A 24,459-nucleotide genomic window follows, 5' to 3' on the forward strand; every position below is an offset into this window, starting at 1 on the left:
AGGGCGACGAGCAGGGCGGCCAGCAGCAGGGCGGCCAGGGCCAGCAGCGCCAGCAGCGCGACAACCGGGGCGCGGGCGCCCCGGCCCAGACGGGCCCGCAGAACAACGGCCCGCAGAACAACGGCCCCCAGGACGACTACGACGACGAGGCGGGCGGCCGCCGCGGCCGTCGCGGACGCTACCGCGACCGCCGGGGTCGTCGTGGCCGCGAGGAGTTCGGCCCCGACCAGCCGCAGGTCGCCGACGACGACGTGCTGATCCCCGTCGCGGGCATCCTCGACATCCTCGACAACTACGCGTTCATCAGGACCTCCGGCTACCTGCCGGGCCCCAACGACGTGTACGTGTCCCTCGCCCAGGTCCGCAAGAACGGCCTGCGCAAGGGCGACCACGTCACCGGCGCGGTGCGCCAGCCCAAGGACGGCGAGCGCCGCGAGAAGTTCAACGCGCTGGTCCGGCTCGACTCCGCGAACGGCATGGGCGCCGACTCCGGCCGCGGCCGTCCGGAGTTCCAGAAGCTGACCCCGCTCTACCCGCAGGACCGGCTCCGCCTGGAGACCGACCCCGGTGTGCTGACGACGCGGATCATCGACCTCGTCGCCCCCATCGGCAAGGGCCAGCGCGGTCTGATCGTGGCCCCGCCGAAGACCGGTAAGACCATGATCCTCCAGGCCATCGCCAACGCGATCACGGTCAACAGCCCCGAGTGCCACCTGATGGTCGTGCTCGTGGACGAGCGGCCCGAAGAGGTCACCGACATGCAGCGGTCGGTCAAGGGCGAGGTCATCTCCTCGACCTTCGACCGCCCGGCCGAGGACCACACCACCGTCGCCGAGCTGGCCATCGAGCGGGCCAAGCGCCTGGTCGAGCTGGGTCACGACGTGGTCGTCCTGCTGGACTCCATCACCCGACTGGGCCGTGCGTACAACCTCGCCGCGCCCGCCTCGGGACGCATCCTGTCCGGTGGTGTCGACTCGACCGCGCTCTACCCGCCGAAGCGCTTCTTCGGCGCGGCGCGCAACATCGAGGACGGCGGCTCGCTGACCATCCTCGCCACCGCGCTCGTCGAGACCGGCTCGCGCATGGACGAGGTGATCTTCGAGGAGTTCAAGGGCACCGGCAACATGGAGCTCAAGCTCGACAGGAAGCTCTCCGACAAGCGCATCTTCCCGGCGGTGGACGTGGACGCGTCCTCCACCCGTAAGGAAGAGATCCTGCTCGGCAGCGACGAGCTGGCCGTCGTCTGGAAGCTGCGCCGGGTGCTGCACGCGCTCGACCAGCAGTCCTCGATCGAACTGCTCCTGGACAAAATGAAGCAGACGAAGTCGAACGCGGAGTTCCTGCTCCAGATCCAGAAGACGACGCCGGGCAACGGCAACGACTGACGGATCCGCCGCTCGTAGGCGCTCGTGGGCGCCGAAACGCGCTCGTACGCTCCCCAGAACCGCCCCGGCACCCCGTGCCGGGGCGGTTCTGTACGTTCCGCCCGGGTTGTGGAACCCCGCTCGGTCCTTCACCGTCTGTATATGTGACGATAAACAGCCCGGTGACGAGAAACGGTACGTTTCGGGCCTCGACCCCGGCGGGAGGTAGCGGTACCGGCACCACGGACTGAGGGAGACCCATGACCGAACCGAGCGGAGGGCCCCTGGGGGCCGGCGGCAGACGCCACAGGGCGCCCGGCGGGCACCGCAGGCCGGTCGTCGTCCTGGTGTGGTGCCTGGCCGCTCTGCTCGTGCTCTGCGGTGGCGGTCTCACGTACGTGTACTTCAAGCTGAACGGCAACATCAAGGGCGTCGACATCAACGCCCAGCTGGGCACCGCCCGCCCCCACGACGTCGACAACGGCTCCGAGGACATCCTGGTCCTGGGCTCCGACTCACGGGCCGGCAAGAACGACGAGTACGGCCGTGACAGCGGTACGGCCCGTTCGGACACGGCGATGGTCGTGCACGTCTACAAGGGCCACAAGAAGGCCAGTGTGGTCTCCATACCGCGCGACACCCTGGTGGACCGGCCCGCGTGCACCGACTCCAAGGGCCGCCCGGTCCCCGCCGCGCACCTGACCATGTTCAATTCGGCGTACGAGGTCGGCGGCCCCGCGTGCGCCGTCAAGACCGTCGAGTCGCTGTCCGGCATCCGCATGGACCACTACATCGAGGTCGACTTCACCGGCTTCAAGAAGATCGTCGACGAACTGGGCGGGGTGAAGATCACCACCACCAAGGCCATCGACGACCCCAAGAGCCACTTGAAGCTGGCGGCGGGCACCCACACGCTCCGCGGCGAGCAGGCGCTCGGCCTGGTCAGGACCCGGCACAGCATCGGCGACGGCAGCGACCTGGGCCGTATCCAGCTCCAGCAGATCTTCATCAAGTCCCTGATCGGCCAGATCAAGAGCGTCGGCGTGTTCAGCAACCCCAAGAAGCTCTTCGACCTCGCCGACACGGCCACCAGCGCGATCACCCCCGACTCCCAGCTCGACTCGGTCAACAAGCTGATCGGCTTCGCGGGCGGCCTCAAGGACATCGGCGGCAAGAACCTCAAGATGATCACACTGCCCGTGCGGTACGACCCCGCGGACGGGAACCGCGTCCTGCCCTTGAAGAAGGAGTCCAAACAGGTCTGGACCGCCCTCGCGCACGACCGCCCGATCCCGGCGTCCGCCACCAAGGACTCGGCGGGCGACAAGGAGAAGGTGGGCCGGGTGGTCGAGGGCGGCTGACGTACATCCGTGGGGAGTACATCCGCCCGTACGCCCCCCGGAATACATCCGGGCGCCCCCCGGTTTGGGCAGATGCGGCCGGTCCTGGCAGACTGGTCCGTCGGCCCCGGTTCACGTACGAGCACTCCGCGCGTGCGACCCGGCGCCTTCCCCGCCCCCGGCGGGGATGTTCCTTAGGAGACACCTTGAAGCGCGACATCCACCCCACTTACGTCGAGACCCAGGTCAGCTGCACCTGCGGTGCGTCGTTCACCACCCGGAGCACGATCGAGTCGGGCACCATCCGCGCCGACCTCTGCTCCGAGTGCCACCCGTTCTACACGGGCAAGCAGAAGATCCTCGACACCGGTGGCCGCGTGGCCCGCTTCGAGGCCCGCTTCGGCAAGGCCGCCGCCGCCAAGAAGTAGCGAGCATCCCGCGCCGGTCCTCGGTGCCCTCTCCCGGGCGCCGAGACCGGCGCTTTGGCGTCCCGAAGCACCTTCTCAGCCCCAGTGCAGCACCTTCGCATCAACCCAGGAGACCCCGATGTTCGAGGCGGTCGAGGAACTGATCGGCGAGCACGCCGATCTGGAGAAGAAGCTCGCCGACCCGTCGGTCCACTCGGACCAGGCCAACGCGCGCAAGCTCAACAAGCGTTACGCCGAGCTGACCCCGATCATCACCACGTACCGCTCCTGGAAGCAGACCGGGGACGACATCGGGACCGCCCGCGAGTTCGCGGTCGACGACCCCGACTTCGCCGCCGAGGTCAAGGACCTGGAGAAGCAGCGCGAGCAGCTCACCGAGAAGCTCCGCCTGCTCCTCGTGCCCCGCGACCCCAGCGACGACAAGGACGTCATCCTGGAGGTGAAGGCGGGCGCGGGCGGCGACGAGTCGGCGCTCTTCGCCGGCGACCTGCTCCGCATGTACCTGCGGTACGCGGAGCGCGTCGGCTGGAAGACCGAGATCATCGACGCCACCGAGTCCGAGCTGGGCGGCTACAAGGACGTCCAGGTCGCGGTCAAGACCAAGGGCGGCAACGGCGCCACCGAGCCCGGGCAGGGCGTCTGGGCACGGCTCAAGTACGAGGGCGGTGTGCACCGCGTGCAGCGCGTGCCCGCGACCGAGTCGCAGGGCCGTATCCACACCTCCGCCGCCGGTGTCCTCGTGACCCCCGAGGCCGAGGAGATCGAGGTCGAGATCAACCCCAACGACCTGCGGATCGACGTCTACCGCTCCTCGGGGCCCGGCGGCCAGTCCGTCAACACCACCGACTCCGCCGTGCGCATCACCCACGTGCCGACCGGTGTCGTCGCGTCCTGCCAGAACGAGAAGAGCCAGCTCCAGAACAAGGAGCAGGCCATGCGCATCCTGCGCTCGCGGCTCCTCGCCGCCGCGCAGGAGGAGGCCGACCTCGCCGCTTCGGACGTCCGTCGCAGCCAGGTACGCACGGTCGACCGCTCCGAGAAGATCCGTACGTACAACTTCGCGGAAAACCGGATCTCGGACCACCGTGTCGGCTTCAAGGCGTACAACTTGGACCAGGTGCTCGACGGGGAGCTGGACGCGGTCATCCAGGCCTGTGTGGACGCCGATTCCGCCGCGAAGCTCGCCGCCGCCCAGTAACCCGTCCCCGACCCACTCTCGCAGTCCGGAGGAACCAGCGTGCAGCCATCATCTGGGGGGCCCAGCGACCCTCAGCGGCTCCGCCGCGGGCCCGCGCCCCGCAGTCTGCTGCTCGCCGAGGTGGCCCAGGCCACCCAGCGGCTGGCGGACGCGGGCGTGCCCTCACCGCGCTTCGACGCGGAGGAGCTCGCCGCCTACGTGCACAGCGTCAAGCGGGGAGAGCTGCACCACGTCAAGGACACGGACTTCGACGCCCGGTACTGGGAGACGATCGCCCGCCGCGAGGCCCGCGAGCCGCTCCAGCACATCACCGGCCGCGCCTTCTTCCGCTACCTGGAGCTCCAGGTGGGCCCCGGCGTCTTCGTGCCGCGCCCGGAGACCGAGTCGGTCGTCGGCTGGGCGATAGACGCCGTACGGGCCATGGACGTCGTCGAGCCGCTCATCGTGGACCTCTGCTCGGGCTCCGGCGCGATCGCGCTCGCCATGGCGCAGGAGGTGCCGCGCTCGCGCGTGCACGCCGTGGAGCTGTCCGAGGACGCCCTCACGTGGACGCGGAAGAACGCCGAGGGGTCCAGGGTCACCGTGCACCAGGGAGACGCCCTGGCGGCCCTCCCGGAGCTCGACGGGCAGGTCGACCTGGTCATCTCCAACCCGCCGTACATCCCGCTCACCGAGTGGGAGTACGTCGCCCCCGAGGCCCGGGACCACGACCCGGAGATGGCACTCTTCTCCGGCGAGGACGGCCTCGACACGATCCGCGGCATCGAGCGCACCGCGCACCGCCTGCTGCGGCCCGGCGGGCTCGTCGTGATCGAGCACGCGGACACCCAGGGCGGCCAGGTGCCCTGGATCTTCAGCGAGGAGTCCGGCTGGGCGGACGCCGCCGACCACCCCGACCTGAACAAGCGCCCCCGCTTCGCCACGGCCCGCAAGGCCATGCCGTGAGCGTGCGGACCCCCTGCGGCACCCACAGAGCTTCGAAGAACGAGGAGTCAGGCTGATGGCACGGCGATACGACTGCAACGACGCGACCGACCGTACGACGGGTCTGCGTGAGGCCGCGTCGGCGATTCGCCGCGGTGAGCTGGTCGTGCTGCCCACCGACACCGTCTACGGGCTCGGCGCGGACGCCTTCAGCGCCGAGGCCGTCGCCGATCTGCTCGACGCCAAGGGGCGCGGCCGCAACATGCCCACCCCGGTCCTCATCGGCTCCCCGAACACCCTCCACGGCCTCGTCACGGACTTCTCCGAGCAGGCCTGGGAGCTGGTCGACGCCTTCTGGCCGGGCGCCCTCACGCTCGTCGCCAAGCACCAGCCGTCCCTCCAGTGGGACCTCGGCGACACCCGGGGCACGGTCGCCATCCGCATGCCCCTGCACCCCGTCGCGATCGAGCTGCTCACGGAGGTCGGCCCGATGGCCGTCTCCAGCGCCAACCTCACGGGACACCCGGCTCCCGAGGACTGCGACGCCGCCCAGGAGATGCTCGGGGACTCCGTCTCCGTCTACCTCGACGGCGGCCCGACGCCCGGCATCGTCCCGTCCTCGATCGTGGACGTCACCGGCAAGGTCCCCGTGCTGCTGCGGGCCGGATCGCTCGACGCGGCCGAGCTCCGCAAGGTGGTACCCGACCTCGAGGTGGCCAATTGACCGCCCCTGAGGGGCGTGGCATAGCGGAGACCGCATACACCGGCAGCAACATCGACACCTTCCGCATCCTCCACGTCAGTACCGGCAACGTCTGCCGCTCGCCCATCACCGAGCGGCTGAACCGGCATGCCCTGAGCGCCCGCCTCGGCGCGCGCCTCACCGACGGGCTGATCGTGGAGAGCGCGGGCACCTGGGGCCACGAAGGGGCCCCCATGGAGTCCAACGCCGAGGCGGTCCTCGCCGACTTCGGCGCCGACGCGTCCGGGTTCGTCGGCCGCGAACTCCTCGACGAGCACGTCATCCGGGCCGACCTGGTCCTCACCGCGACCCGCGACCACCGCGCGCAGGTGATCTCCATGGGCCACTCGGCGGGGCTGCGCACGTTCACGCTCAAGGAGTTCACCCGGCTGGTACGGGCCATAGACCCGGCCACCCTGCCCGACCCGCTGGACGAGGGCATGGTGGAGCGCGCCCGCGCCCTGGTCCGCGCCGCGGCGGCCCTGCGCGGCTGGCTGCTGGCGCCCAGCGCGGAGGCCGACGAGGTCTACGACCCGTACGGCGCCCCCATCACGTTCTTCCGCTCGATCGGCGACGAGATCAACCAGGCGCTGGACCCGGTGGTCACGGCGCTCACCGGCGTGCCGGCCCGCCGCGTCTTCTAGGACCCCGCCAGGACGCCGCCGGGACCCGCCAGGACCCCGCACACCGGTTCCCCCCGGGTACGGAACCGGCCGGACGCCTTCCGCCGTACGGCCCTCCTCCCCGAATGGAATTGGTGCCGACAGGAAGCCGTGCAACCATCTGCGAGAACCGTGTGTCCTCCTCCTGGGGGGACGCGGTATCCGCCCGTGCTTCCGGCGCGGGCTAATGTGTGGGCCTCGGATGGCCAGCGATTCCTGTGGGGCAGCCTGTGCGTGATTACCTGCTGACGCTCTGTGTGACGGCCGCGGTGACCTACCTGCTGACCGGCCCGGTGCGGAAGTTCGCGATCGCGACCGGCGCCATGCCGGAGATCCGCGCCCGTGACGTGCACCGGGAGCCGACACCGAGGCTCGGCGGGATCGCCATGTTCCTCGGCCTCTGCGCCGGGCTGCTCGTCGCCGACAACCTCCAGAACCTGAGCGGGGTCTTCGAGCGCTCCAACGAGCCCCGCGCGCTGCTCTCGGGCGCCGCGCTGATCTGGCTGGTCGGGGTCCTGGACGACAAGTTCGAGATCGACGCCCTGATCAAGCTCGGGGCGCAGATGATCGCCGCCGGTGTGATGGTGATCCAGGGCCTCACGATCCTGTGGATCCCGGTCCCCGGGGTCGGCACGGTCGCGCTGACCGCCTGGCAGGGCAATCTGCTGACCGTCGCGCTGGTGGTCATCTCGATCAACGCGGTGAACTTCGTGGACGGCCTGGACGGCCTCGCGGCCGGCATGGTGTGCATCGCGGCGAGCGCGTTCTTCCTCTACTCGTACCGGCTCTGGGTCGGGTACGGCATCGAGGAGGCCGCCCCCGCGACGCTGTTCGCCGCCATCCTCATGGGGATGTGCCTGGGGTTCCTGCCCCACAACATGCATCCCGCCCGGATCTTCATGGGCGACTCGGGCTCGATGCTCATCGGCCTGGTGCTCGCCGCGAGCGCCATCTCCATCACCGGCCAGGTCGACCCGGACCGGCTGGGCCTGTTCGCCGGCTCCGAGCGGGAGGCCACGCACGAGATGCTGCCGGTCTTCATCCCGCTGCTGCTGCCGCTGACGATCATCGCCATCCCGTTCGCCGACCTGGTGCTGGCCATCGTGCGCCGTACCTGGAACGGCCAGTCGCCGTTCGCGGCCGACCGGGGGCACCTGCACCACCGCCTGCTGGAGATCGGGCACTCGCACAGCAGGTCGGTCCTGATCATGTACTTCTGGTCCGCGCTGATCGCGTTCGGTGTGGTGCTCTACTCGGTGCACTCGACGGCGATGTGGATCCTGCTGCTCATCGTGCCGCTGAGCGCGATGGGCCTGGTGCTCCTGCTGCTGCCCCGGTTCACACCGCGGGCGCCGCGGTGGGCCGAGTCGTTCGTCCCGCCCCGCTACCGGCGCCGCCGGCGGGCGGAGATCACGGTGGAGGACATCGCGCCCGGACTCGCCCCCGACGCACGGGAGATGCCGGAGGAACGTACGCCTGTTCCCGCCGGCGTCAACGGCGCGACCGCCCTCGGCGCTCGTTCGCGTCTTCCTGAACGCGGCAAGGCCGGTTCACGGCGATGACACTTTTCCATTTACCGCATTGAGGTCCAATACCACGCAACATGCGCATTTCTGTTACGCACATGGGCACGGTCACTCTCACGTGTGACAGGTGGCACACCACCTGGGTAAAGACCTCATCAAATAGTTTGTGATACTGTTCACGAGACCCGGCGACAGAGCCGAAGGACCGTAGTGCGACGGTTCGTTGGCCCGAGAAACCTTCTCTCGGACCGGGCCTACGCTCGTCCATGACGACACCATCTGCCCCACCCAGCAAGCGGAGCTGCCGCCATGCCGTCCAACGACGTCCGGAACCTCCTTCACACCGCCGTGCCCACTGCCGCCGCCGGTGCCGTCGCCGCTGTCGTCAGTGGTGTGGTCGCGGGGGGAAAGGGCGCTCTGGGCGCGGGTATCGGCGCGCTGGTCGTGATCCTCTTCATGGGGATCGGGATGGTGGTGCTCGAACGGACGGCCAAATCGCTGCCGCACCTGTTCCAGGCGATGGGCCTCATGCTGTACACGGCCCAACTTCTTCTGTTGTTCATCTTCGTGGCCGCGTTCAAGAACACCACACTGTTCAATCCCAAAGCCTTCGCAGCCACGCTCGTCGCGGCCACCCTCGTGTGGATCGGCGCGCAGGCGCGTGCGCACATGAAGGCCAAGATCCTCTACGTCGAACCCGAATCTTCGAAGGGCAGCGCGCCCCAGAAATCGGGGTCCTCGACGTGAGGGGTAGGGCCGGGATAAGCGACTGTTCGGGACCCTGCTATCGTCCGGTGCCAACTGCGGCATTGCGGGCGCGGGCATCCGAGCTGACGCCTGTTGTTTCGACGCGAGGCTCGAAACCCGACCGCCGCTCCCACACCCGTTCCACCTGTCCAGTGCCGAACCGCGGCTCCGCGCCGCGCCGACACAACGAGGTTGCCGTACCTATGCGCCATGCTGAAGGAGCCCGCGGTGAGTGCTGACCCGACGCAGGTGCTCGCCTTCGAGACCGACTGCCACATCTTCGACGGGTGTGGTTTCCCGGCACCCGGCCTGCACTCGTTCCTGTTCAAGCCCCTTGTGGGGCACGGCGGTAACGGCACCAGTTGGTACTTCGACAAGACCATGCTGCTCGCCGTTCTCGGCTCGATCATCATCGTCGTCTTCTTCTGGGCGGCGTTCCGCAAGCCGAAGCTCGTCCCGGGCAAGCTCCAGATGGTGGCCGAGGCCGGATACGACTTCGTCCGCCGCGGCATCGTCTACGAGACGCTCGGCAAGCGCGAGGGCGAGAAGTACGTTCCGCTCGTCGTCTCGCTGTTCTTCTTCGTCTGGATGATGAACCTCTGGTCGATCATCCCGCTCGCGCAGTTCCCGGTGACGGCGATCATCTCGTACCCGATCGGGCTCGCACTGATCGTCTACGTCCTCTGGGTCTCGCTGACCTTCAAGCGGCACGGCTTCATCGGCGCCTTCAAGAACTTCGGCGGATACGACAAGTCGCTCGGTCCCGTACTGCCGCTGGCCATGGGCATCGAGCTCTTCTCGAACCTGCTGGTCCGGCCCTTCACGCACGCGGTGCGACTGTTCGCGAACATGTTCGCGGGCCACACGCTGATCCTGCTGTTCACGATCGCCAGCTGGTACCTGCTCAACGGCATCGGTATCGCCTACGCGGCGGTGTCGTTCGTGATGGTCCTCGTGATGACCGCCTTCGAGCTCTTCATCCAGGCGCTTCAGGCGTACGTGTTCGTCCTGCTGACCTGCACCTTCATCCAGGGTGCTCTCGCGGAGGGCCACGGTGAGTCCCACCCCGAGCCGGCCCGCGAGAAGCAGGGCGTGCTCGCCGAAGCCCAGTGATCGTCTCCCCTTACCCCGACCTCCGCTCCCGTAATTTGTCCGGTGGCCAACCCCCACCGGTCCGTGAAAGAGAAGGAAGAACTGGCATGTCCCAGACTCTTGCTGCCGCTGTCTCCGGCTCGCTCGGCTCCGTCGGCTACGGCCTCGCCGCCATCGGCCCCGGCGTCGGCGTCGGCATCATCTTCGGTAACGGCACCCAGGCCCTCGCCCGCCAGCCCGAGGCCGCCGGCCTCATCCGCGCCAACCAGATCCTCGGTTTCGCGTTCTGTGAGGCGCTCGCCCTCATCGGTCTGGTCATGCCGTTCGTCTACGGCACCTGATCTCCAGATCCGCCGCAGACTCACTAGACGAAAGGCACTGATGTGAGCCATCCCCTGGTTCAGCTCGCGGTCGAGGAGTCGGAGAACCCGCTGGTTCCCCCGATCCCCGAACTCATCATCGGCCTGCTCGCCTTCATCATCGTCTTCGGTTTCCTCGCCAAGAAGCTCCTCCCGAACATCAACAAGGTTCTCGAAGAGCGTCGCGAGGCCATCGAGGGCGGCATCGAGAAGGCCGACGCCGCCAAGGCCGAGGCCGAGAGCGTCCTGGAGCAGTACAAGGCGCAGCTCGCCGAGGCACGTCACGAGGCCGCACGTCTCCGCCAGGAGGCGACCGAGCAGGGCGCCGCGATCATCCAGGAGATGAAAGCGGAAGGCCAGCGGCAGCGTGAGGAGATCATCGCCGCGGGTCACTCGCAGATCGAGGCGGACCGCAAGGCCGCGGCCGGCGCCCTGCGCCGCGACGTGGGCAAGCTCGCCACCGATCTCGCGGGCAAGCTCGTCGGCGAGTCCCTGGAGGACTCCGCCCGGCAGAGCCGCACGATCGACCGCTTCCTCGACGAGCTCGAGGACGGCGCGTCCAAGACGGAGGCCACACGATGAACGGAGCGAGCCGCGAGGCGCTGGCTGCCGCTCGTGAGCGCCTGGACGCGCTGACCGACAGCACGTCGGTCGACGCGGCGAAGCTCGCGGACGAGCTGGCCGCCGTCACGGCGCTGCTCCAGCGCGAGGTTTCGCTGCGCCGGGTCCTGACCGACCCGGCGCAGGACGGCGAGGGCAAGGCCCGGCTGGCGGCCCGGCTGCTGGACGGGCAGGTGGGCGGCACGACCGCCGACCTGGTCTCCGGCATGGTCCGCTCCCGCTGGTCCCAGCCGCGCGACCTGGTCGACGCGGTCGAGGAGCTGGCGGCCGTCGCCGACCTCTCCGCCGCCCAGCGGAGCGGTTCGCTGGACAACGTGGAGGACGAGCTGTTCCGGTTCGGCCGGATCGTCCTCTCCAGCCCCGACCTGCGCGCCGCGCTGACCGACAGGTCGGCCACCGTCCAGGCGAAGACCGCGCTGCTCAGGACCCTGCTCGGCGGTCGCGCCGAAGCGGTGACCGAGCGCCTGGTCGTGCGACTCGTCGCACAGCCGCGTGGACGTAGCCTGGAAGCGGGAATCCACACCCTGTCCAGGATCGCCGCGGAACGGCGCGACCGGCTGGTCGCCGTCGTCACGTCGGCGGTCCCGCTCAACGACAGCCAGAAGCAGCGCCTCGGCGCCGTACTGGCACGGCTCTACGGCCACCCGATGCACCTGAACCTGGACGTGGACCCCGCGGTCCTCGGCGGGATCTCGGTACGCGTCGGCGACGAGGTCATCAACGGCACGATCGCGGACCGTCTCGACGAGGCGGCCCGGCGACTGGCCGGCTGACCCGCACCACAGCAGAACAGCAGGACGAGCGGCCCGGTTGGGCCGTGCAGAGATTGCAGAAGATTCCTGGGGGTCGCCCCCAGACCCGCAGACCCCCAAAGAAACTTCGGGCCCAACAAGGAGAGCAGGGAACCCAGATGGCGGAGCTCACGATCCGGCCGGAGGAGATCCGGGACGCGCTGGACACTTTTGTCCAGTCGTACCAGCCGGACGCGGCCTCGCGCGAGGAGGTCGGTACGGTCAGCGTGGCCGGCGACGGTATCGCCAAGATCGAGGGACTTCCCTCGGCGATGGCGAACGAGCTGCTCAAGTTCGAGGACGGCACCCTCGGTCTCGCCCTCAACCTCGAGGAGCGCGAGATCGGTGCCATCGTCCTCGGCGAATTCAGCGGCATCGAGGAGGGACAGCCGGTCAGTCGTACCGGTGAGGTCCTCTCCGTCGCCGTGGGCGAGGGATACCTGGGTCGCGTCGTCGACCCGCTCGGCAACCCGATCGACGGCCTCGGCGAGATCGCGACCGAGGGCCGCCGCGCCCTCGAGTTGCAGGCCCCTGGCGTCATGGTCCGCAAGTCGGTGCACGAGCCGATGCAGACCGGCTACAAGGCCGTCGACTCCATGGTGCCGATCGGCCGTGGCCAGCGACAGCTGATCATCGGCGACCGCCAGACGGGCAAGACCGCCCTGGCCGTCGACACGATCATCAACCAGCGCGACAACTGGCGCTCGGGCGACGTGAACAAGCAGGTGCGCTGCATCTACGTCGCCATCGGCCAGAAGGGCTCCACCATCGCGTCCGTGCGCGGTGCGCTGGACGAGGCCGGCGCCCTGGAGTACACGACCATCGTCGCGGCCCCCGCGTCCGACCCGGCCGGCTTCAAGTACCTGGCGCCGTACACCGGCTCGGCCATCGGCCAGCACTGGATGTACCAGGGCAAGCACGTCCTGATCATCTTCGACGACCTCTCGAAGCAGGCCGACGCGTACCGCGCCGTGTCCCTGCTGCTGCGCCGTCCGCCGGGCCGCGAGGCCTACCCGGGCGACGTCTTCTACCTGCACTCGCGTCTCCTGGAGCGCTGCGCGAAGCTCTCCGACGAGCTGGGCGCCGGTTCGATGACGGGTCTGCCGATCGTCGAGACGAAGGCCAACGACGTCTCGGCGTTCATCCCGACCAACGTCATCTCCATCACCGACGGCCAGTGCTTCCTGGAGTCCGACCTGTTCAACGCCGGCCAGCGGCCCGCGCTGAACGTCGGTATCTCGGTCTCCCGCGTCGGTGGCTCCGCCCAGCACCGGGCCATGCGCCAGGTGTCGGGACGACTGCGCGTGGACCTCGCCCAGTTCCGTGAGCTGGAGGCGTTCGCGTCCTTCGGTTCCGACCTGGACGCGGCGTCCAAGGCGTCGCTCGCCCGTGGTCAGCGCCTCGTCGAGCTGCTGAAGCAGTCGCAGTACGCGCCGATGCCCGTCGAGGAGCAGGTCGTCTCCGTGTGGGCCGGTACCACCGGCAAGCTGGACGACGTACCGGTCGCCGACATCCGCCGCTTCGAGTCGGAGCTGCTGGAGTACCTGCGCCGCGAGCGCAAGGACCTCCTCACCAGCATCGCCGAGGGCGGCAAGATGTCCGACGACACGATCCAGTCGATCGGCGACGCGATCACCGCCTTCAAGCAGCAGTTCGAGACCTCGGACGGCAAGCTGCTCGGCGAGGACGCCCCGGCCGGCGCGGCCAAGTGACGACGGAAGGGACCTGACTCATGGGAGCCCAGCTCCGGGTCTACAAGCGTCGCATCAAATCCGTCACCGCGACCAAGAAGATCACCAAGGCGATGGAGATGATCGCCGCCTCGCGCATCGTCAAGGCGCAGCGCCAGGTGGCGGCCTCCACCCCGTACGCGACCGAGCTGACCCGCGCGGTCACCGCGGTCGCCACGGGGTCCACGACCAAGCACGCCCTGACCACCGAGGCCGACTCCCCGGTCCGGGCCGCGATCCTGCTCGTCACGAGCGACCGCGGTCTGGCCGGCGGCTACTCCTCGAACGCCATCAAGGCGGCGGAGCGGCTGACCGAGCGGCTCCGCGGTGAGGGCAAGGAGGTCGACGCGTACATCGTCGGCCGCAAGGGTGTCGCCTACTACGGCTTCCGTGAGCGCAAGGTCACGGAGTCGTGGACGGGCTTCACCGACAACCCGACGTACGCGGACGCCAAGAAGGTCGCGGCTCCGCTGATCGCGGCCGTCCAGCAGGACACGGCCGAGGGCGGCGTGGACGAGCTCCACATCGTCTTCACCGAGTTCGTGTCGATGCTGACGCAGACGCCGGTGGCGAACCGGCTGCTGCCGCTCAGCCTCGACCAGGCGGCCGAGGAGGCGGGCACGAAGGGCGAGATCCTTCCGCTGTTCGACTTCGAGCCGTCGGCGGAGGACGTCCTCGACGCCCTGCTGCCGCGGTACGTCGAGAGCCGTATCTACAACGCGCTGCTCCAGGCCGCCGCTTCGAAGCACGCGGCCACCCGGCGCGCGATGAAGTCGGCGACCGACAACGCCGGGGATCTCATCAAGAGCCTTTCCCGGCTTGCCAACGCGGCCCGCCAGGCCGAAATCACCCAGGAAATCAGCGAGATCGTCGGAGGCGCGAGCGCCCTCGCCGACGCGACCGCGGGGAGTGACAATTAATGACGACCACTGTTGAGACGGCGACCCCGGGGAGCACGGCCACGGGCCGCGTCGCCCGGGTCATCGGCCCGGTCGTCGACGTGGAGTTCCCCGTCGACGCGATGCCGGAGATCTACAACGCGCTGCACGTCGAGGTCTCCGACCCGGCCGAGGCCGGCAAGAAGAAGATCCTCACGCTCGAGGTCGCCCAGCACCTGGGTGACGGCGTGGTCCGCGCGATCTCGATGCAGCCCACCGACGGCCTGGTCCGCCAGGCCCCGGTGACCGACACGGGCGCCGGCATCACGGTGCCGGTCGGCGACGTGACCAAGGGCAAGGTGTTCAACACCCTCGGTCAGATCCTGAACCAGCCCGAGGCCGAGTCGCAGATCACCGAGCGCTGGCCGATCCACCGCAAGGCCCCGGCCTTCGACCAGCTCGAGTCGAAGACCGAGATGTTCGAGACCGGCCTGAAGGTCGTCGACCTGCTGACCCCGTACGTCAAGGGCGGCAAGATCGGTCTGTTCGGAGGTGCGGGCGTCGGCAAGACGGTCCTCATCCAGGAAATGATCATGCGTGTCGCCAACCTGCACGACGGTGTGTCCGTCTTCGCGGGTGTCGGTGAGCGTACGCGTGAGGGCAACGACCTCATCGACGAGATGACCGAGTCGGGCGTCCTGGACAAGACCGCGCTGGTCTTCGGCCAGATGGACGAGCCGCCGGGCACCCGTCTGCGGGTCGCCCTGTCCGCCCTGACCATGGCGGAGTACTTCCGCGATGTGCAGAAGCAGGACGTGCTGCTCTTCATCGACAACATCTTCCGTTACACCCAGGCCGGTTCCGAGGTCTCCACGCTGCTCGGCCGTATGCCGTCCGCGGTGGGTTACCAGCCGACCCTGGCCGACGAGATGGGTGTGCTCCAGGAGCGCATCACCTCGACGCGTGGTCACTCGATCACCTCGATGCAGGCGATCTACGTCCCCGCGGACGACCTGACCGACCCGGCCCCGGCCACGACCTTCGCGCACCTCGACGCGACGACCGTGCTGTCGCGTCCGATCTCGGAGAAGGGCATCTACCCGGCGGTGGACCCGCTGGACTCGACGTCCCGCATCCTGGACCCGCGCTACATCTCGCAGGACCACTACGACACGGCCAGCCGCGTCAAGGGGATCCTCCAGAAGTACAAGGACCTCCAGGACATCATCGCGATCCTCGGGATCGACGAGCTGGGCGAGGAGGACAAGCTCGTCGTCCACCGCGCCCGTCGTGTCGAGCGCTTCCTGTCGCAGAACACCCACGCCGCCAAGCAGTTCACCGGCGTGGACGGCTCCGACGTACCGCTGGACGAGTCGATCACCGCGTTCAACTCGATCTGCGACGGGGACTACGACCACTTCCCCGAGCAGGCGTTCTTCATGTGCGGTGGCATTGAGGACCTCAAGGCCAACGCCAAGGAGCTCGGCGTCTCCTGACCCGGTCTTCCGACCTGGTGGACGCTCGGAGGGGGGCGGGTCATCCTGCCCCCCTCCGACGCATCCACCGGTACCCCATAGAATCAATTCCAACACCCGGCCGCAGGGCCGGGTGGTGACCCGAGGAGCCACCCTTGGCTGCTGAGCTGCATGTCGAGCTGGTCGCCGCCGACCGTAGTGTCTGGTCCGGCGAGGCCACCCTGGTCGTCGCGCGCACCACGTCCGGCGACATCGGCGTCATGCCCGGTCACCAGCCCCTGCTGGGTGTGCTGGAGTCGGGCCCGGTGACCATTCGTACGAGCGACGGCGGCACCGTCGTCGCCGCGGTGCACGGCGGTTTCATCTCGTTCGCCGACAACAAGCTCTCGCTGCTGGCGGAGGTTGCCGAGCTGGCGGACGAGATCGACGCGCAGCGCGCGGAGCGGGCGCTGGAACGCGCGAAGTCCGACGATGACGATGCCGCCGAGCGGCGCGCCGACGTCCGGATGCGCGCGGTGTCGGGGCGCTGAGAAGCGCACTGCCACGACGGAATTACCCTCAGCCGCGGCCCTGGCTGGACTTCCAGACCGGGTCGCGGCTGAGGCGATGCAGGTGCGGTTCTGGGTCCGGTACTGGATATGGCGAGGAGGTCGGTGTTGATGGTCCTCGCTCTGCTCGTAAGCGGACTGGTCGTCGTACTGGTTGCGGTGGGGCTCTTCGTCTTCGGTCTGCGCCGGCGGCTGATCCAGCGCTCCGGAGGGACCTTCGACGCCAGCCTGCGGTGGGACGTGCCGGAGGAGACCGACCTCTCCGGCAAGGGCTGGGTGTACGGCGTCGCCCGCTACAACGGGGACAGCGTCAACTGGTTCCGCGTCTTCTCGTACGCCCCCCGGCCCCGCCGCACGCTGGACCGCGCGTCGATCGAGGTGACGGCCCGCCGGGGCCCGCAGGGCGAGGAGGAACTCGCGCTGCTCTCCGACGCGGTGGTCCTCGGCTGTGTGCACCAAGGGGTACGGCTGGAGCTGGCGATGAGCGAGGACGCGCTCACGGGCTTCCTGGCGTGGCTGGAGGCAGCGCCTCCCGGCCAGCGGGTGAACGTGGCGTAGGCGTGCGGGACATGGTGAAGGGGGCGGCGCTCGAAGCGCCGCCCCCTTCATTCATGCGGGTGTGTCACATGCCGGGCTCTACTGGAGACCGTTGCTGATCGCCGTGACCAGTTCACCGTTGGTGGTGTCACCGGTGAAGTCCCAGAAGAACGCGCCGCCCAGGCCCTGCTGCTTGGCCCAGGTCATCTTGCCCGCGATGGTGGCCGGGGTGTCGTAGCTCCACCAGTTGTTGCCGCAGTAGGAGTACGACGTCCCGCCGACGGTGCCGGTGGGCGGGCACGAGGTCTTGAGGATCTTGTAGTCCTCGATGCCGGCCTCGTACTTGCCGGGCGCCGCGCCCGTCGCCGAGCCGCCCGGGGCGGCCTGGGTGACGCCGGTCCAGCCGCGGCCGTAGAAGCCGATGCCGAGCAGCAGCTTGGCCGCCGGGACGCCCTGCGCCTTGAACTTGGCGATCGCGTCGGCGGAGGTGAAGCCCTGCTGCGGGATGCCGGTGTAGGAGTTCAGCGCGGAGTGCGGGGCCGTCGGGCCCGCCGCGTTGAAGGAGCCGAAGAAGTCGTACGTCATGACGTTGAACCAGTTCATGTACTGGGCCGCGCCGGCGTAGTCCGACTTCTCGATCTTGCCGCCCGCCGAGCCGTCGGCCGTGACGGCGGCGGTGATCAGGTAGTTCGCGCCGAACTTCGCGCGCATGGCCTGCATCATGTTCTTGAAGGCGGCCGGGCCGCTGGCGTCGCAGGACAGGCCGCAGGAGTTCGGGTACTCCCAGTCCAGGTCGATGCCGTCGAACACATCGGCCCAGCGCGGGTCCTCGATCAGGTCGTAGCAGGACTGCGCGAACGCGGTCGGGTTCTTCACGGCGTCGGTGAAGCCACCGGACCAGGTCCAGCCGCCGAAGGACCAGAGAACCTTGATGTTCGGGTTCGCCGCCTTGAGCTTGCGCAGCTGGTTGAAGTTGCCGCGCAGCGGCTGGTCCCACGTGTCGGCGACACCGTCGACGGCCTGGTCGGCGGTGTACGCCTTGTCCGTCGCGGCGTACGCGTCACCCATGACGCACTTGCCGCCGGTGACGTTGCCGAAGGAGTAGTTGATGTGCGTGATCTTCGAGGCGGAGCCCGAGCTCACGATGTTCTTGACGTGGTAGTTCCGGTCGTAGACACCCCACTCGGTGAAGTACCCGAGCTTGATCTTGCTACCGGTGGGAGGGTTGCCGGGGTCCGTGGTGCCACCGGTGGTGCGGACCGCGCGGGCGCCGCTGACGGGGCCCACCTGGTCGATGGTGTCACGGGCCTGGACGGTGTACGAGTAGTCCGTGCCGGCGGTGAGGCCGGTGTTGGTGTAGGAGGTGCCGGTGACCGTGGCGACCTTCGTACCGTTACGGAAGACGTCGTAGTTCTTGACGCCCTTGTCGTCGGTCGCGGCCGACCAGTTCAGCGTGACCGCCGTGTTGGTGATGTTGCTGGCGGTCGGGGTGCCGGGGGCCGAGGGCAGCGCGTCGCCGGGGACGCTCGGGCCGCCGTCGCAGGAGGCGCCGTTGAGCTTACAGCCGGAGGGCGATCCCGAGCCGGTGCCGTTGAACCCGAAGGAGATGGACGCGCCGGGGGCCAGCGTGCCGTTCCAGGTCTTGTTCTTGCCGGTCCAGTGGTTGCCCGAGCCGGTGACGTCCGCGTCCCACGCGGAGGTCACGGCGGTGCCGGCGGGGAAGTCCCACTCGACGGTCCAGGAGCTGAGGGTCGTGGTGCCGGTGTTCTTCACCGTCCACTTGCCCTCGAAGCCCGTGCCCCAGTCGGAGGGCTTGGTGAAGGTGGCCGTCGCCGAGGTGGCGGCTTCGGCGGGGGCGGCGAGGCCGACCATCGCGGCCAGGGGAAGCAGCAGCGCGGTGAGGCCCGCGACCGCTCTGGATCTGAATCTGGCCTTGAGAGGCTGGATGTTCAAAGGTGCTCCTCGATGGAGTGAGTACCGGACAATTCGGGGGTGGTCCGTGCACTGGGCACACCACGTCGGCTCACCGCAGTGTGTGCGGTGAGAGTAGGAAGGTCTGGACCAATCGTCAATAGGTCCAGACCACCGACGCCGATAGGTGGCCTAGACACCCAACTCCTGGGCGAGCACGGCCGCTTGTACCCGGCTGCGCAGCGAGAGCTTGGCCAGCACCCTGCTGACGTGCGTCTTCACCGTAGCCTCCGCCATGTCGAGGCGTACCGCGATCGCCGCGTTCGACAGTCCCTCACCCAGACATGACAGGACTTCACGCTCCCGCCGGGTAAGCGCTTCCAGGACGGCCGGGTCCGCCGCGTCCGCCCGGCGCGCCCCCGTGGGAGCCGCGAACTCCGCGATCAGCCGGCGGGTGACGGCCGGGGCGATCAGACCCTCGCCGCGCGCCACCGTCCGTACCGCCGTGAGCAGATCGGCCGCCTCGGTGTGCTTCAGCAGGAAGCCCGCCGCCCCGGCCCGCAGCGCCCCGAAGACGTACTCGTCCAGATCGAAGGTGGTGAGCACCAGGACGTCCGCGAGGCCCTCCGCGACGACCCGCCGGGTCGCCGACACCCCGTCGAGGCGGGGCATCTGGACGTCCATCAGCACCAGATCCGGCCGGAGTTCACGCGCCAGGGCCACCGCCTCCTCGCCGTCCGACGCCTCTCCGACCACCTCGATGTCCGGCGCGCTGCGCAGGATGAGGACCAGGCCGGCGCGTACCGCGGACTGGTCCTCGGCGACCAGGACCCGGATCGTCATCGCCCGTCACGTTCCTTTCCCGCGGGCAACCGGGCCCGCACCCGCCAGATCTTGTGCCCGCCGTCGTCGGTGACGGGCCCGGACATGAACACACCGTCCAGCAGCGCCACCCGCTCCCGCATCCCCACCAGCCCGGCGCCGGAGCCGGGCGCCCGGGGCCCCGGGCGATCCCCGTACGGGCTGTCCACCCGTACGGTCAACTCCTCCCCGGCGTGCGCCGGTTCGACGCCCAGCCCGACGAACACCCGCCCGGGAGCGGCGTGTTTGAGGGCGTTGGTCAGCGACTCCTGCACGATGCGGTACGCGGCCAGCTCGACCGGCGCGGGCAGCGTACGGCCCTCCGGGCGCCGGTCGTCGAGCGTGAACTCCAGCCCGCTGGAAGCGCCGTTGGTCCCGGCCTGCGCCAGCAGCGCGTCCAGGGACCGCAGACTCGGCGCGGCGGCCGGCTCCGGGTCACCGCCGCCGCTGTCCCGCAGGATCCCGATCAGCCGCCGCATCTCGGCCAGGCCCTCGACGCTGTTCTCCCGGATCACGGTGAGCGCGTCGCGGGTCGTGCGCGCGTCGTCCAGCGAGAGCGCGGCCGTGGAGTGGATCGCTATCGCCGACAGGTGGTTGGCGACCATGTCGTGCAACTCGCGGGCCATCCTGGCGCGTTCGGCCGTCACCGCCTGGCTCCGGTCGATCTCCGCCAGGAGTGCCACCTGGCGGGTCCGCAGCCTGGCCGTCTCCGCCGCGTCCCGGTGGTTGCGCACGAGGGCGCCGGTGGCGGCGGGCGCGAACCCGACGATGCCGACGGCCACGCCGATGAGCAGGGATTCCGGGGTACGGAGCCAGCCGAGGAACCCGGCCGTCGCCGCGACGGTGAGCAGGCCCATGACGCGCGGGATCCGGCGGGCTGCGGCGGGGGAGCCGTACAGGACGGCCGCGTAGGCGAGGTCCGTGAACATCACGACCGTGGCCAGGCTGCCCCGCGTGAACTGGTCCAGGACCAGGGCCAACGCGCCGACGACCAAGGCGGTCCTGGGCGCGGTCCGCCGTACCAGCTCCATCGCGGCCGAGACGGCCACGGGCACCAGCACCCAGGCGCCGTTCCACAGGCGTGCTTCCTGTGTGAAGATCCCCGCCGCCCACAGGACGACACCGCCCAGCAGGCCCGCCGCGCCGATCAACACGTCGTCGCGGTGGGGGCGGAGGGGGGCGGTCACCTCTCGGGAGGCGGTCATCCCCCCATGAAACACGGCGGGCCACGCCGGGGCGTCGGCGTGGCGGGGGAGTGCCGGGTACATCGAAGGATGCAGTGGGGAGCAGCCGGGACTCGTCAGCGGCGACGACGCCCCGGCGGCGGCGGACCGGCAGGCTGGACGGTGTCCGCGCGGCACACCGGCCCGCACGCCCCACCGGGAGGAACCCCGTGATCGTCACCCTGGTCATCGTCTGCGAGGTGGGCTTCTGGGTGCTGCTCGCCGCCGGCCTGACGCTGCGGTACGCGGCGGGGAAGCGCCGGCTGGGGGCCGCCGTCCTGCTCCTGGAGCCGCTGCTGGAGGTCGTCCTGCTGGCCGCCACGGCGGTCGACCTGAGGAACGGGGCCGAGCCGGACTGGAAACACGGCCTGGCGGCGCTCTACCTCGGCTACACCGTCGCGTACGGCCACTACACGGTCCGGTGGATCGACGGGCACGTCGCCCACCGCTTCGCGGGCGCCCCGCCCCCGCCGAAGCCGCCGCGTTACGGGACTCCCCGCGCCGTGCACGAGGGCAAGCTGTGGCTGCGGACGCTGCTGGGCGCGGCGGTGGCGGTCGGCCTGCTCCAGCTCGCGATCGTGTACGTCGGCGACCGGGGCGGCACCGGCTCCCTGAGGGCCTGGCAGTTCACCGCGCTGCGGGTCGCCGGGATCCACGGCGTGATCGCCCTGACGTACGCGCTCCGGCCGAAGAAGGCGCCGGCCTCGGCCACCTCCGCCTCCGTCGGCCCCGGCCCCCGGGAGGACCGCTGACCGGGCTCCCGTACCACCGCTGCTACCGCTGCCCGCCCGGCACCCACAGCACGTCCCCGACCTCCTTGTTGGCGACCCGCGCCAGGATGAAGAGGAGGTCGGAGAGACGGTTCAGGTACGTGGCCGTCAGGGCGTTCATGATGTCTCCGTGGACCTCCAGCGCCGCCCACGTCGAGCGCTCCGCGCGCCGTACGACCGTGCACGCCTGGTGCAGCAGCGCCGCGCCGGGGGCGCCGCCCGGGAGGATGAAGCTGCGGAGCTTCTCCACCTCCTCCAGATAGCGGTCGCAGTCCGCCTCCAGCTTGTCGACATACGCCTGCTCGACCCGCAGCGGCGGGTACTCGGGGTTCTCCACCACCGGGTTGCACAGGTCCGCGCCCACGTCGAAGAGGTCGTTCTGGACCCGGACGAGGACCTTCACGATGTCCTCGGGGAGCCCGCCCAGCGCGATCGCGGTCCCGATGCAGGCGTTCGCCTCGTTGGCGTCGGCGTACGCCGCGATGCGCAGATCGGTCTTGACCGTGCGGCTCATGTCGCCGAGCGCCGTGGTGCCCTTGTCGCCGGTGCGGGTGTAGATACGCGTCAGATTGACCATACGACCAGCGTAGTGAGGACCCCGGAGGTGCTACGCCGTACGGGGGAGAACCCGCTCAAGTGCCCGGAACGGGGCCCCTGATGGGTCCCTCCGGTGTGATGTCCGTCATGTGAGACGTGACGCGCATCTCTTCGCCGCCATCCGGCCGCCCGCGAACGCTAACCTCCGGCAGAGCACGCAAATGTAAACCCGGCGTTAAGACCGGGGGCGATTCAAGGGGTGTGTCGTGGCCAGGAAGCTCGCCGTCATCGGGGCCGGACTCATGGGGTCGGGGATCGCGCAGGTCTCGGCCCAGGCCGGCTGGGACGTCGTCCTGCGTGACGTCACGGACGCGGCCCTGGCCCGTGGGATCGACGGCATCAGAGCTTCGTACGGCAAGTTCGTCGCCAAGGGCAAGCTCGAAGAGGCCGACGCCGACGCCGCGCTGAGCCGTATCACCACCACCACCGACCTGGACGCCGTCGCCGACGCGGACCTGGTGGTGGAGGCCGTGTACGAGCGGCTGGACGTCAAGCACGAGATCTTCCGCGCGCTCGACAAGCTGGTACGGGACGACGCCGTCCTCGCCTCCAACACCTCGGCCATCCCGATCACGAAGATCGCCGCCGTGACGGACCGTCCGGAGCGTGTGGTCGGTACGCACTTCTTCTCGCCGGTGCCGATGATGCGGCTGTGCGAACTCGTCCGCGGGTACAAGACCAGTGACGAAGCGCTCGCCACCGCGCGGGAGTTCGCCGAGTCCGTCGGCAAGACGTGCGTGGTCGTCAACCGCGACGTGGCGGGCTTTGTGACCACCCGGCTGATCTCCGCGCTCGTCGTGGAGGCCGCCAAGCTCTACGAGTCGGGCGTCGCGTCCGCCGAGGACATCGACACCGCCTGCAAGCTGGGCTTCGGACACGCGATGGGCCCGCTCGCCACCGCCGATCTGACGGGTGTCGACATCCTGCTGCACGCCACCGAGAACATCTACACCGAGTCGCAGGACGAGAAGTTCGCGCCGCCGGAGCTGATGCGCCGGATGGTGGACGCGGGTGACATCGGACGCAAGAGCGGGCAGGGGTTCTACAAGCACTGAGCCGGACCTGAGCCGCACCGACCGTCGCGACCTCACCCCACCGGGTGAATTCGGTATCGGTTCGCTCACGGACGGCAACTTCCACGGCTGCGTGACAGTCAGGCTGCGTGACAGTCAGTGGGTTGCGGGACCGAACAGGCCATGGAGCACTGAGCACTCTCGGGGAGCGCATATGCACATCAGGGGCGACCACGCCGAGCTGGTCGTCGAGGGCCGCCTCGACGTACGCAGCGCGGCGGACGCCCGTACGGTCCTGCACTCGGCCGTCGACGGCGGAGCCGGCGATCTCGTGCTCGACCTGACCGCTCTGGACTCCTGGGACGCCACGGGACTCGGCGTCATCATGGGGGCCCACCGACGGGCGGGACGGTGCGGACGGAGACTCGTCCTGCGCCACGTCCCGCCGCAGATGCAGCGGCTGCTCGTGGCCACCCGGCTGCACCGCATCCTCGCGATCGAGGGCGGGATCGCGGCGGAGTCGCTGCCGCGGGTGTGAGGCGTGGGGCGCGGGGCGCGAGGCATGAGGCGCGCCGGGGCGCGAGCCGTCCGGCCTGAGGGCGTGAGGCTTGCGCGCCCCGCGCGCCTCGGTGCGCCGTACGTACTCCCCAATGCGCCGCACAATCCTCACGAGAACGTGACTTCCTGGGCAGGTCACCACCCCGCCTGTTCGTAGATACTGTCCGGAGCTTAGGGTTTCGGCCGTCTGCGGATCGACCGACCCACGAAGCAGGCACCGGACCGGAGCGACAGACAAGCGTGCGAGGCCGGGGGGCAACCGCACGCCACGATCTGGGGGACTTTCACGATGGATCCGATGAGCCGGGGAGCGGAAGAACACGGCCACGACGGCGAACCCGCCGCCGCGAGCACCGATGAGCAGCCACCGGCGCGCGAGCCCCTCACTCCGGCGCTCGGACACCTCAAGGGCGCCGGCCCGGTCACTCCGGCGCGCGCCCGTACCGTCCAGCTCATATCGGGCGACTTCCTGCTCACCGTCAACCCCGTCGACGGCACCGAGATAGAGCCCTGCCCGCCGGGCCGTAAACCCGCCGCACCCATCCGGCGCAGCGCCACCGAGCG

25 protein-coding genes and 1 pseudogene are annotated in these 24,459 nt (G+C 69.5%); 22 read left to right on the forward strand and 4 right to left on the reverse strand.

Going from position 1 to position 24,459, the window contains the following annotated elements; all coding sequences use genetic code 11:
- The 18 genes and pseudogenes from rho to GT042_RS18230 form a co-directional block, all read left to right on the forward strand.
- A partial coding sequence (gene rho / locus GT042_RS18145; RefSeq protein WP_161309759.1) for a transcription termination factor Rho occupies nt 1-1,385 on the forward strand: 1,385 nt, incomplete at its 5' end.
- A gap of 239 nt (nt 1,386-1,624) precedes the next feature.
- A complete protein-coding gene (locus GT042_RS18150; protein WP_161309760.1) occupies nt 1,625-2,725 on the forward strand; it encodes an LCP family protein in 1,101 nt (366 codons plus the stop codon).
- Between the two features lie 185 nt (nt 2,726-2,910).
- Nucleotides 2,911-3,132, forward strand: coding sequence for a 50S ribosomal protein L31 (gene rpmE / locus GT042_RS18155; RefSeq protein ID WP_161309761.1), 222 nt, complete (start codon nt 2,911-2,913; stop codon nt 3,130-3,132).
- Between the two features lie 118 nt (nt 3,133-3,250).
- On the forward strand, nt 3,251-4,330 hold the full coding sequence (gene prfA, locus GT042_RS18160) for a peptide chain release factor 1 (RefSeq protein WP_161309762.1): 1,080 nt from the start codon (nt 3,251-3,253) through the stop codon (nt 4,328-4,330).
- Nucleotides 4,331-4,435: 105 nt separating this feature from the next.
- Entirely contained in the window at nt 4,436-5,275 is an 840-nt protein-coding gene (prmC, locus tag GT042_RS18165) for a peptide chain release factor N(5)-glutamine methyltransferase (RefSeq protein WP_202533057.1), read from the forward strand.
- Nucleotides 5,276-5,330: 55 nt separating this feature from the next.
- Complete coding sequence (locus GT042_RS18170; protein WP_161309763.1) at nt 5,331-5,978, forward strand: L-threonylcarbamoyladenylate synthase; 648 nt, start codon at nt 5,331-5,333, stop codon at nt 5,976-5,978.
- Entirely contained in the window at nt 5,975-6,640 is a 666-nt protein-coding gene (locus GT042_RS18175) for a protein-tyrosine-phosphatase (RefSeq protein WP_161309764.1), read from the forward strand. The genes GT042_RS18170 and GT042_RS18175 overlap by 4 nt, the downstream gene beginning before the upstream one ends.
- A gap of 248 nt (nt 6,641-6,888) precedes the next feature.
- Nucleotides 6,889-8,220, forward strand: a complete 1,332-nt coding sequence (locus GT042_RS18180; RefSeq protein ID WP_161309765.1) for an MraY family glycosyltransferase — start codon at nt 6,889-6,891, stop codon at nt 8,218-8,220.
- Nucleotides 8,221-8,493: 273 nt separating this feature from the next.
- A complete protein-coding gene (locus GT042_RS18185) occupies nt 8,494-8,931 on the forward strand; it encodes a hypothetical protein (RefSeq protein ID WP_161309766.1) in 438 nt (145 codons plus the stop codon).
- A gap of 213 nt (nt 8,932-9,144) precedes the next feature.
- Nucleotides 9,145-9,984 (forward strand): annotated as a pseudogene (gene atpB / locus GT042_RS18190) (F0F1 ATP synthase subunit A); the annotation flags it as partial.
- Between the two features lie 146 nt (nt 9,985-10,130).
- Nucleotides 10,131-10,364 carry an ATP synthase F0 subunit C gene (gene atpE, locus GT042_RS18195; RefSeq protein ID WP_161309767.1) on the forward strand — a complete coding sequence of 78 codons (234 nt, stop codon included), beginning with the start codon at nt 10,131-10,133 and terminating at the stop codon, nt 10,362-10,364.
- 42 nt (nt 10,365-10,406) lie between these two features.
- Nucleotides 10,407-10,964, forward strand: coding sequence for a F0F1 ATP synthase subunit B (locus GT042_RS18200; RefSeq protein WP_345943819.1), 558 nt, complete (start codon nt 10,407-10,409; stop codon nt 10,962-10,964).
- A complete protein-coding gene (locus tag GT042_RS18205) occupies nt 10,961-11,776 on the forward strand; it encodes a F0F1 ATP synthase subunit delta (RefSeq protein WP_161309768.1) in 816 nt (271 codons plus the stop codon). Before GT042_RS18200 ends, GT042_RS18205 begins: the two co-directional genes overlap by 4 nt.
- A gap of 137 nt (nt 11,777-11,913) precedes the next feature.
- Nucleotides 11,914-13,506, forward strand: coding sequence for a F0F1 ATP synthase subunit alpha (atpA, locus tag GT042_RS18210; RefSeq protein WP_161309769.1), 1,593 nt, complete (start codon nt 11,914-11,916; stop codon nt 13,504-13,506).
- Between the two features lie 20 nt (nt 13,507-13,526).
- Nucleotides 13,527-14,444 (forward strand): F0F1 ATP synthase subunit gamma, encoded by a 918-nt coding sequence (locus tag GT042_RS18215; RefSeq protein WP_161309770.1) that lies wholly within the window; start codon nt 13,527-13,529, stop codon nt 14,442-14,444.
- Complete coding sequence (gene atpD, locus GT042_RS18220) at nt 14,444-15,898, forward strand: F0F1 ATP synthase subunit beta (protein WP_161309771.1); 1,455 nt, start codon at nt 14,444-14,446, stop codon at nt 15,896-15,898. Before GT042_RS18215 ends, atpD begins: the two co-directional genes overlap by 1 nt.
- 134 nt (nt 15,899-16,032) lie before the next feature.
- Nucleotides 16,033-16,407, forward strand: a complete 375-nt coding sequence (locus tag GT042_RS18225; protein WP_161309772.1) for a F0F1 ATP synthase subunit epsilon — start codon at nt 16,033-16,035, stop codon at nt 16,405-16,407.
- Between the two features lie 129 nt (nt 16,408-16,536).
- Nucleotides 16,537-16,983 (forward strand): DUF2550 domain-containing protein, encoded by a 447-nt coding sequence (locus tag GT042_RS18230; RefSeq protein ID WP_161309773.1) that lies wholly within the window; start codon nt 16,537-16,539, stop codon nt 16,981-16,983.
- A gap of 78 nt (nt 16,984-17,061) precedes the next feature.
- On the opposite strand, the gene GT042_RS18235 is transcribed toward GT042_RS18230, so the two are convergent.
- The 3 genes from GT042_RS18235 to GT042_RS18245 form a co-directional block, all read right to left on the reverse strand.
- Nucleotides 17,062-18,834, reverse strand: a complete 1,773-nt coding sequence (locus tag GT042_RS18235; RefSeq protein ID WP_161309783.1) for a glycoside hydrolase family 18 chitinase — start codon at nt 18,832-18,834, stop codon at nt 17,062-17,064.
- A 231-nt stretch (nt 18,835-19,065) separates the two neighbouring features.
- Nucleotides 19,066-19,716 carry a response regulator transcription factor gene (locus tag GT042_RS18240; RefSeq protein WP_161309774.1) on the reverse strand — a complete coding sequence of 217 codons (651 nt, stop codon included), beginning with the start codon at nt 19,714-19,716 and terminating at the stop codon, nt 19,066-19,068.
- Nucleotides 19,713-20,939, reverse strand: coding sequence for a histidine kinase (locus GT042_RS18245; RefSeq protein WP_202533055.1), 1,227 nt, complete (start codon nt 20,937-20,939; stop codon nt 19,713-19,715). The genes GT042_RS18240 and GT042_RS18245 overlap by 4 nt, the downstream gene beginning before the upstream one ends.
- A gap of 188 nt (nt 20,940-21,127) precedes the next feature.
- On the opposite strand from GT042_RS18245, the gene GT042_RS18250 reads away from it, so the two are divergent.
- On the forward strand, nt 21,128-21,709 hold the full coding sequence (locus tag GT042_RS18250; protein ID WP_161309775.1) for a hypothetical protein: 582 nt from the start codon (nt 21,128-21,130) through the stop codon (nt 21,707-21,709).
- A 22-nt stretch (nt 21,710-21,731) separates the two neighbouring features.
- Here the strand turns inward: GT042_RS18250 and GT042_RS18255 are convergent, their stop codons facing one another.
- Nucleotides 21,732-22,304: a cob(I)yrinic acid a,c-diamide adenosyltransferase gene (locus GT042_RS18255; RefSeq protein ID WP_161309776.1), complete on the reverse strand. Its 573-nt coding sequence runs from the start codon at nt 22,302-22,304 to the stop codon at nt 21,732-21,734.
- A gap of 226 nt (nt 22,305-22,530) precedes the next feature.
- Here GT042_RS18255 and GT042_RS18260 point away from each other — a divergent pair, with 226 nt between their 5' ends.
- The 3 genes from GT042_RS18260 to GT042_RS18270 all read left to right on the forward strand — a co-directional run.
- The gene (locus tag GT042_RS18260; RefSeq protein WP_161309777.1) at nt 22,531-23,379 is read left to right on the forward strand and encodes a 3-hydroxyacyl-CoA dehydrogenase family protein; all 849 of its coding nucleotides are present in this window, start codon (nt 22,531-22,533) and stop codon (nt 23,377-23,379) included.
- A gap of 172 nt (nt 23,380-23,551) precedes the next feature.
- Nucleotides 23,552-23,875 (forward strand): STAS domain-containing protein, encoded by a 324-nt coding sequence (locus tag GT042_RS18265; protein WP_161309778.1) that lies wholly within the window; start codon nt 23,552-23,554, stop codon nt 23,873-23,875.
- Between the two features lie 318 nt (nt 23,876-24,193).
- On the forward strand, nt 24,194-24,459 hold a 266-nt coding region (locus tag GT042_RS18270), incomplete at its 3' end, for a hypothetical protein (protein WP_161309779.1).

Origin of the sequence: Streptomyces sp. SID3212 (genome assembly GCF_009865405.1) — a bacterium.
Taxonomy (GTDB): domain Bacteria; phylum Actinomycetota; class Actinomycetes; order Streptomycetales; family Streptomycetaceae; genus Streptomyces.

What these genes read in the sequence shown, in the direction of transcription:
- GT042_RS18150 (WP_161309760.1), top strand. Translation starts at nt 1,625, where the DNA reads ATGACCGAACCGAGCGGAGGGCCCCTGGGGGCCGGCGGCAGACGCCAC.
- prfA (WP_161309762.1), top strand. Translation starts at nt 3,251, where the DNA reads ATGTTCGAGGCGGTCGAGGAACTGATCGGCGAGCACGCCGATCTGGAG.
- GT042_RS18170 (WP_161309763.1), top strand. Translation starts at nt 5,331, where the DNA reads ATGGCACGGCGATACGACTGCAACGACGCGACCGACCGTACGACGGGT.
- GT042_RS18185 (WP_161309766.1), top strand. Translation starts at nt 8,494, where the DNA reads ATGCCGTCCAACGACGTCCGGAACCTCCTTCACACCGCCGTGCCCACT.
- atpE (WP_161309767.1), top strand. Translation starts at nt 10,131, where the DNA reads ATGTCCCAGACTCTTGCTGCCGCTGTCTCCGGCTCGCTCGGCTCCGTC.
- GT042_RS18205 (WP_161309768.1), top strand. Translation starts at nt 10,961, where the DNA reads ATGAACGGAGCGAGCCGCGAGGCGCTGGCTGCCGCTCGTGAGCGCCTG.
- atpA (WP_161309769.1), top strand. Translation starts at nt 11,914, where the DNA reads ATGGCGGAGCTCACGATCCGGCCGGAGGAGATCCGGGACGCGCTGGAC.
- GT042_RS18215 (WP_161309770.1), top strand. Translation starts at nt 13,527, where the DNA reads ATGGGAGCCCAGCTCCGGGTCTACAAGCGTCGCATCAAATCCGTCACC.
- atpD (WP_161309771.1), top strand. Translation starts at nt 14,444, where the DNA reads ATGACGACCACTGTTGAGACGGCGACCCCGGGGAGCACGGCCACGGGC.
- GT042_RS18230 (WP_161309773.1), top strand. Translation starts at nt 16,537, where the DNA reads ATGGTCCTCGCTCTGCTCGTAAGCGGACTGGTCGTCGTACTGGTTGCG.
- GT042_RS18235 (WP_161309783.1), bottom strand. Translation starts at nt 18,834, where the DNA reads ATGGTCGGCCTCGCCGCCCCCGCCGAAGCCGCCACCTCGGCGACGGCC.
- GT042_RS18240 (WP_161309774.1), bottom strand. Translation starts at nt 19,716, where the DNA reads ATGACGATCCGGGTCCTGGTCGCCGAGGACCAGTCCGCGGTACGCGCC.
- GT042_RS18245 (WP_202533055.1), bottom strand. Translation starts at nt 20,939, where the DNA reads ATGACCGCCTCCCGAGAGGTGACCGCCCCCCTCCGCCCCCACCGCGAC.
- GT042_RS18255 (WP_161309776.1), bottom strand. Translation starts at nt 22,304, where the DNA reads ATGGTCAATCTGACGCGTATCTACACCCGCACCGGCGACAAGGGCACC.
- GT042_RS18265 (WP_161309778.1), top strand. Translation starts at nt 23,552, where the DNA reads ATGCACATCAGGGGCGACCACGCCGAGCTGGTCGTCGAGGGCCGCCTC.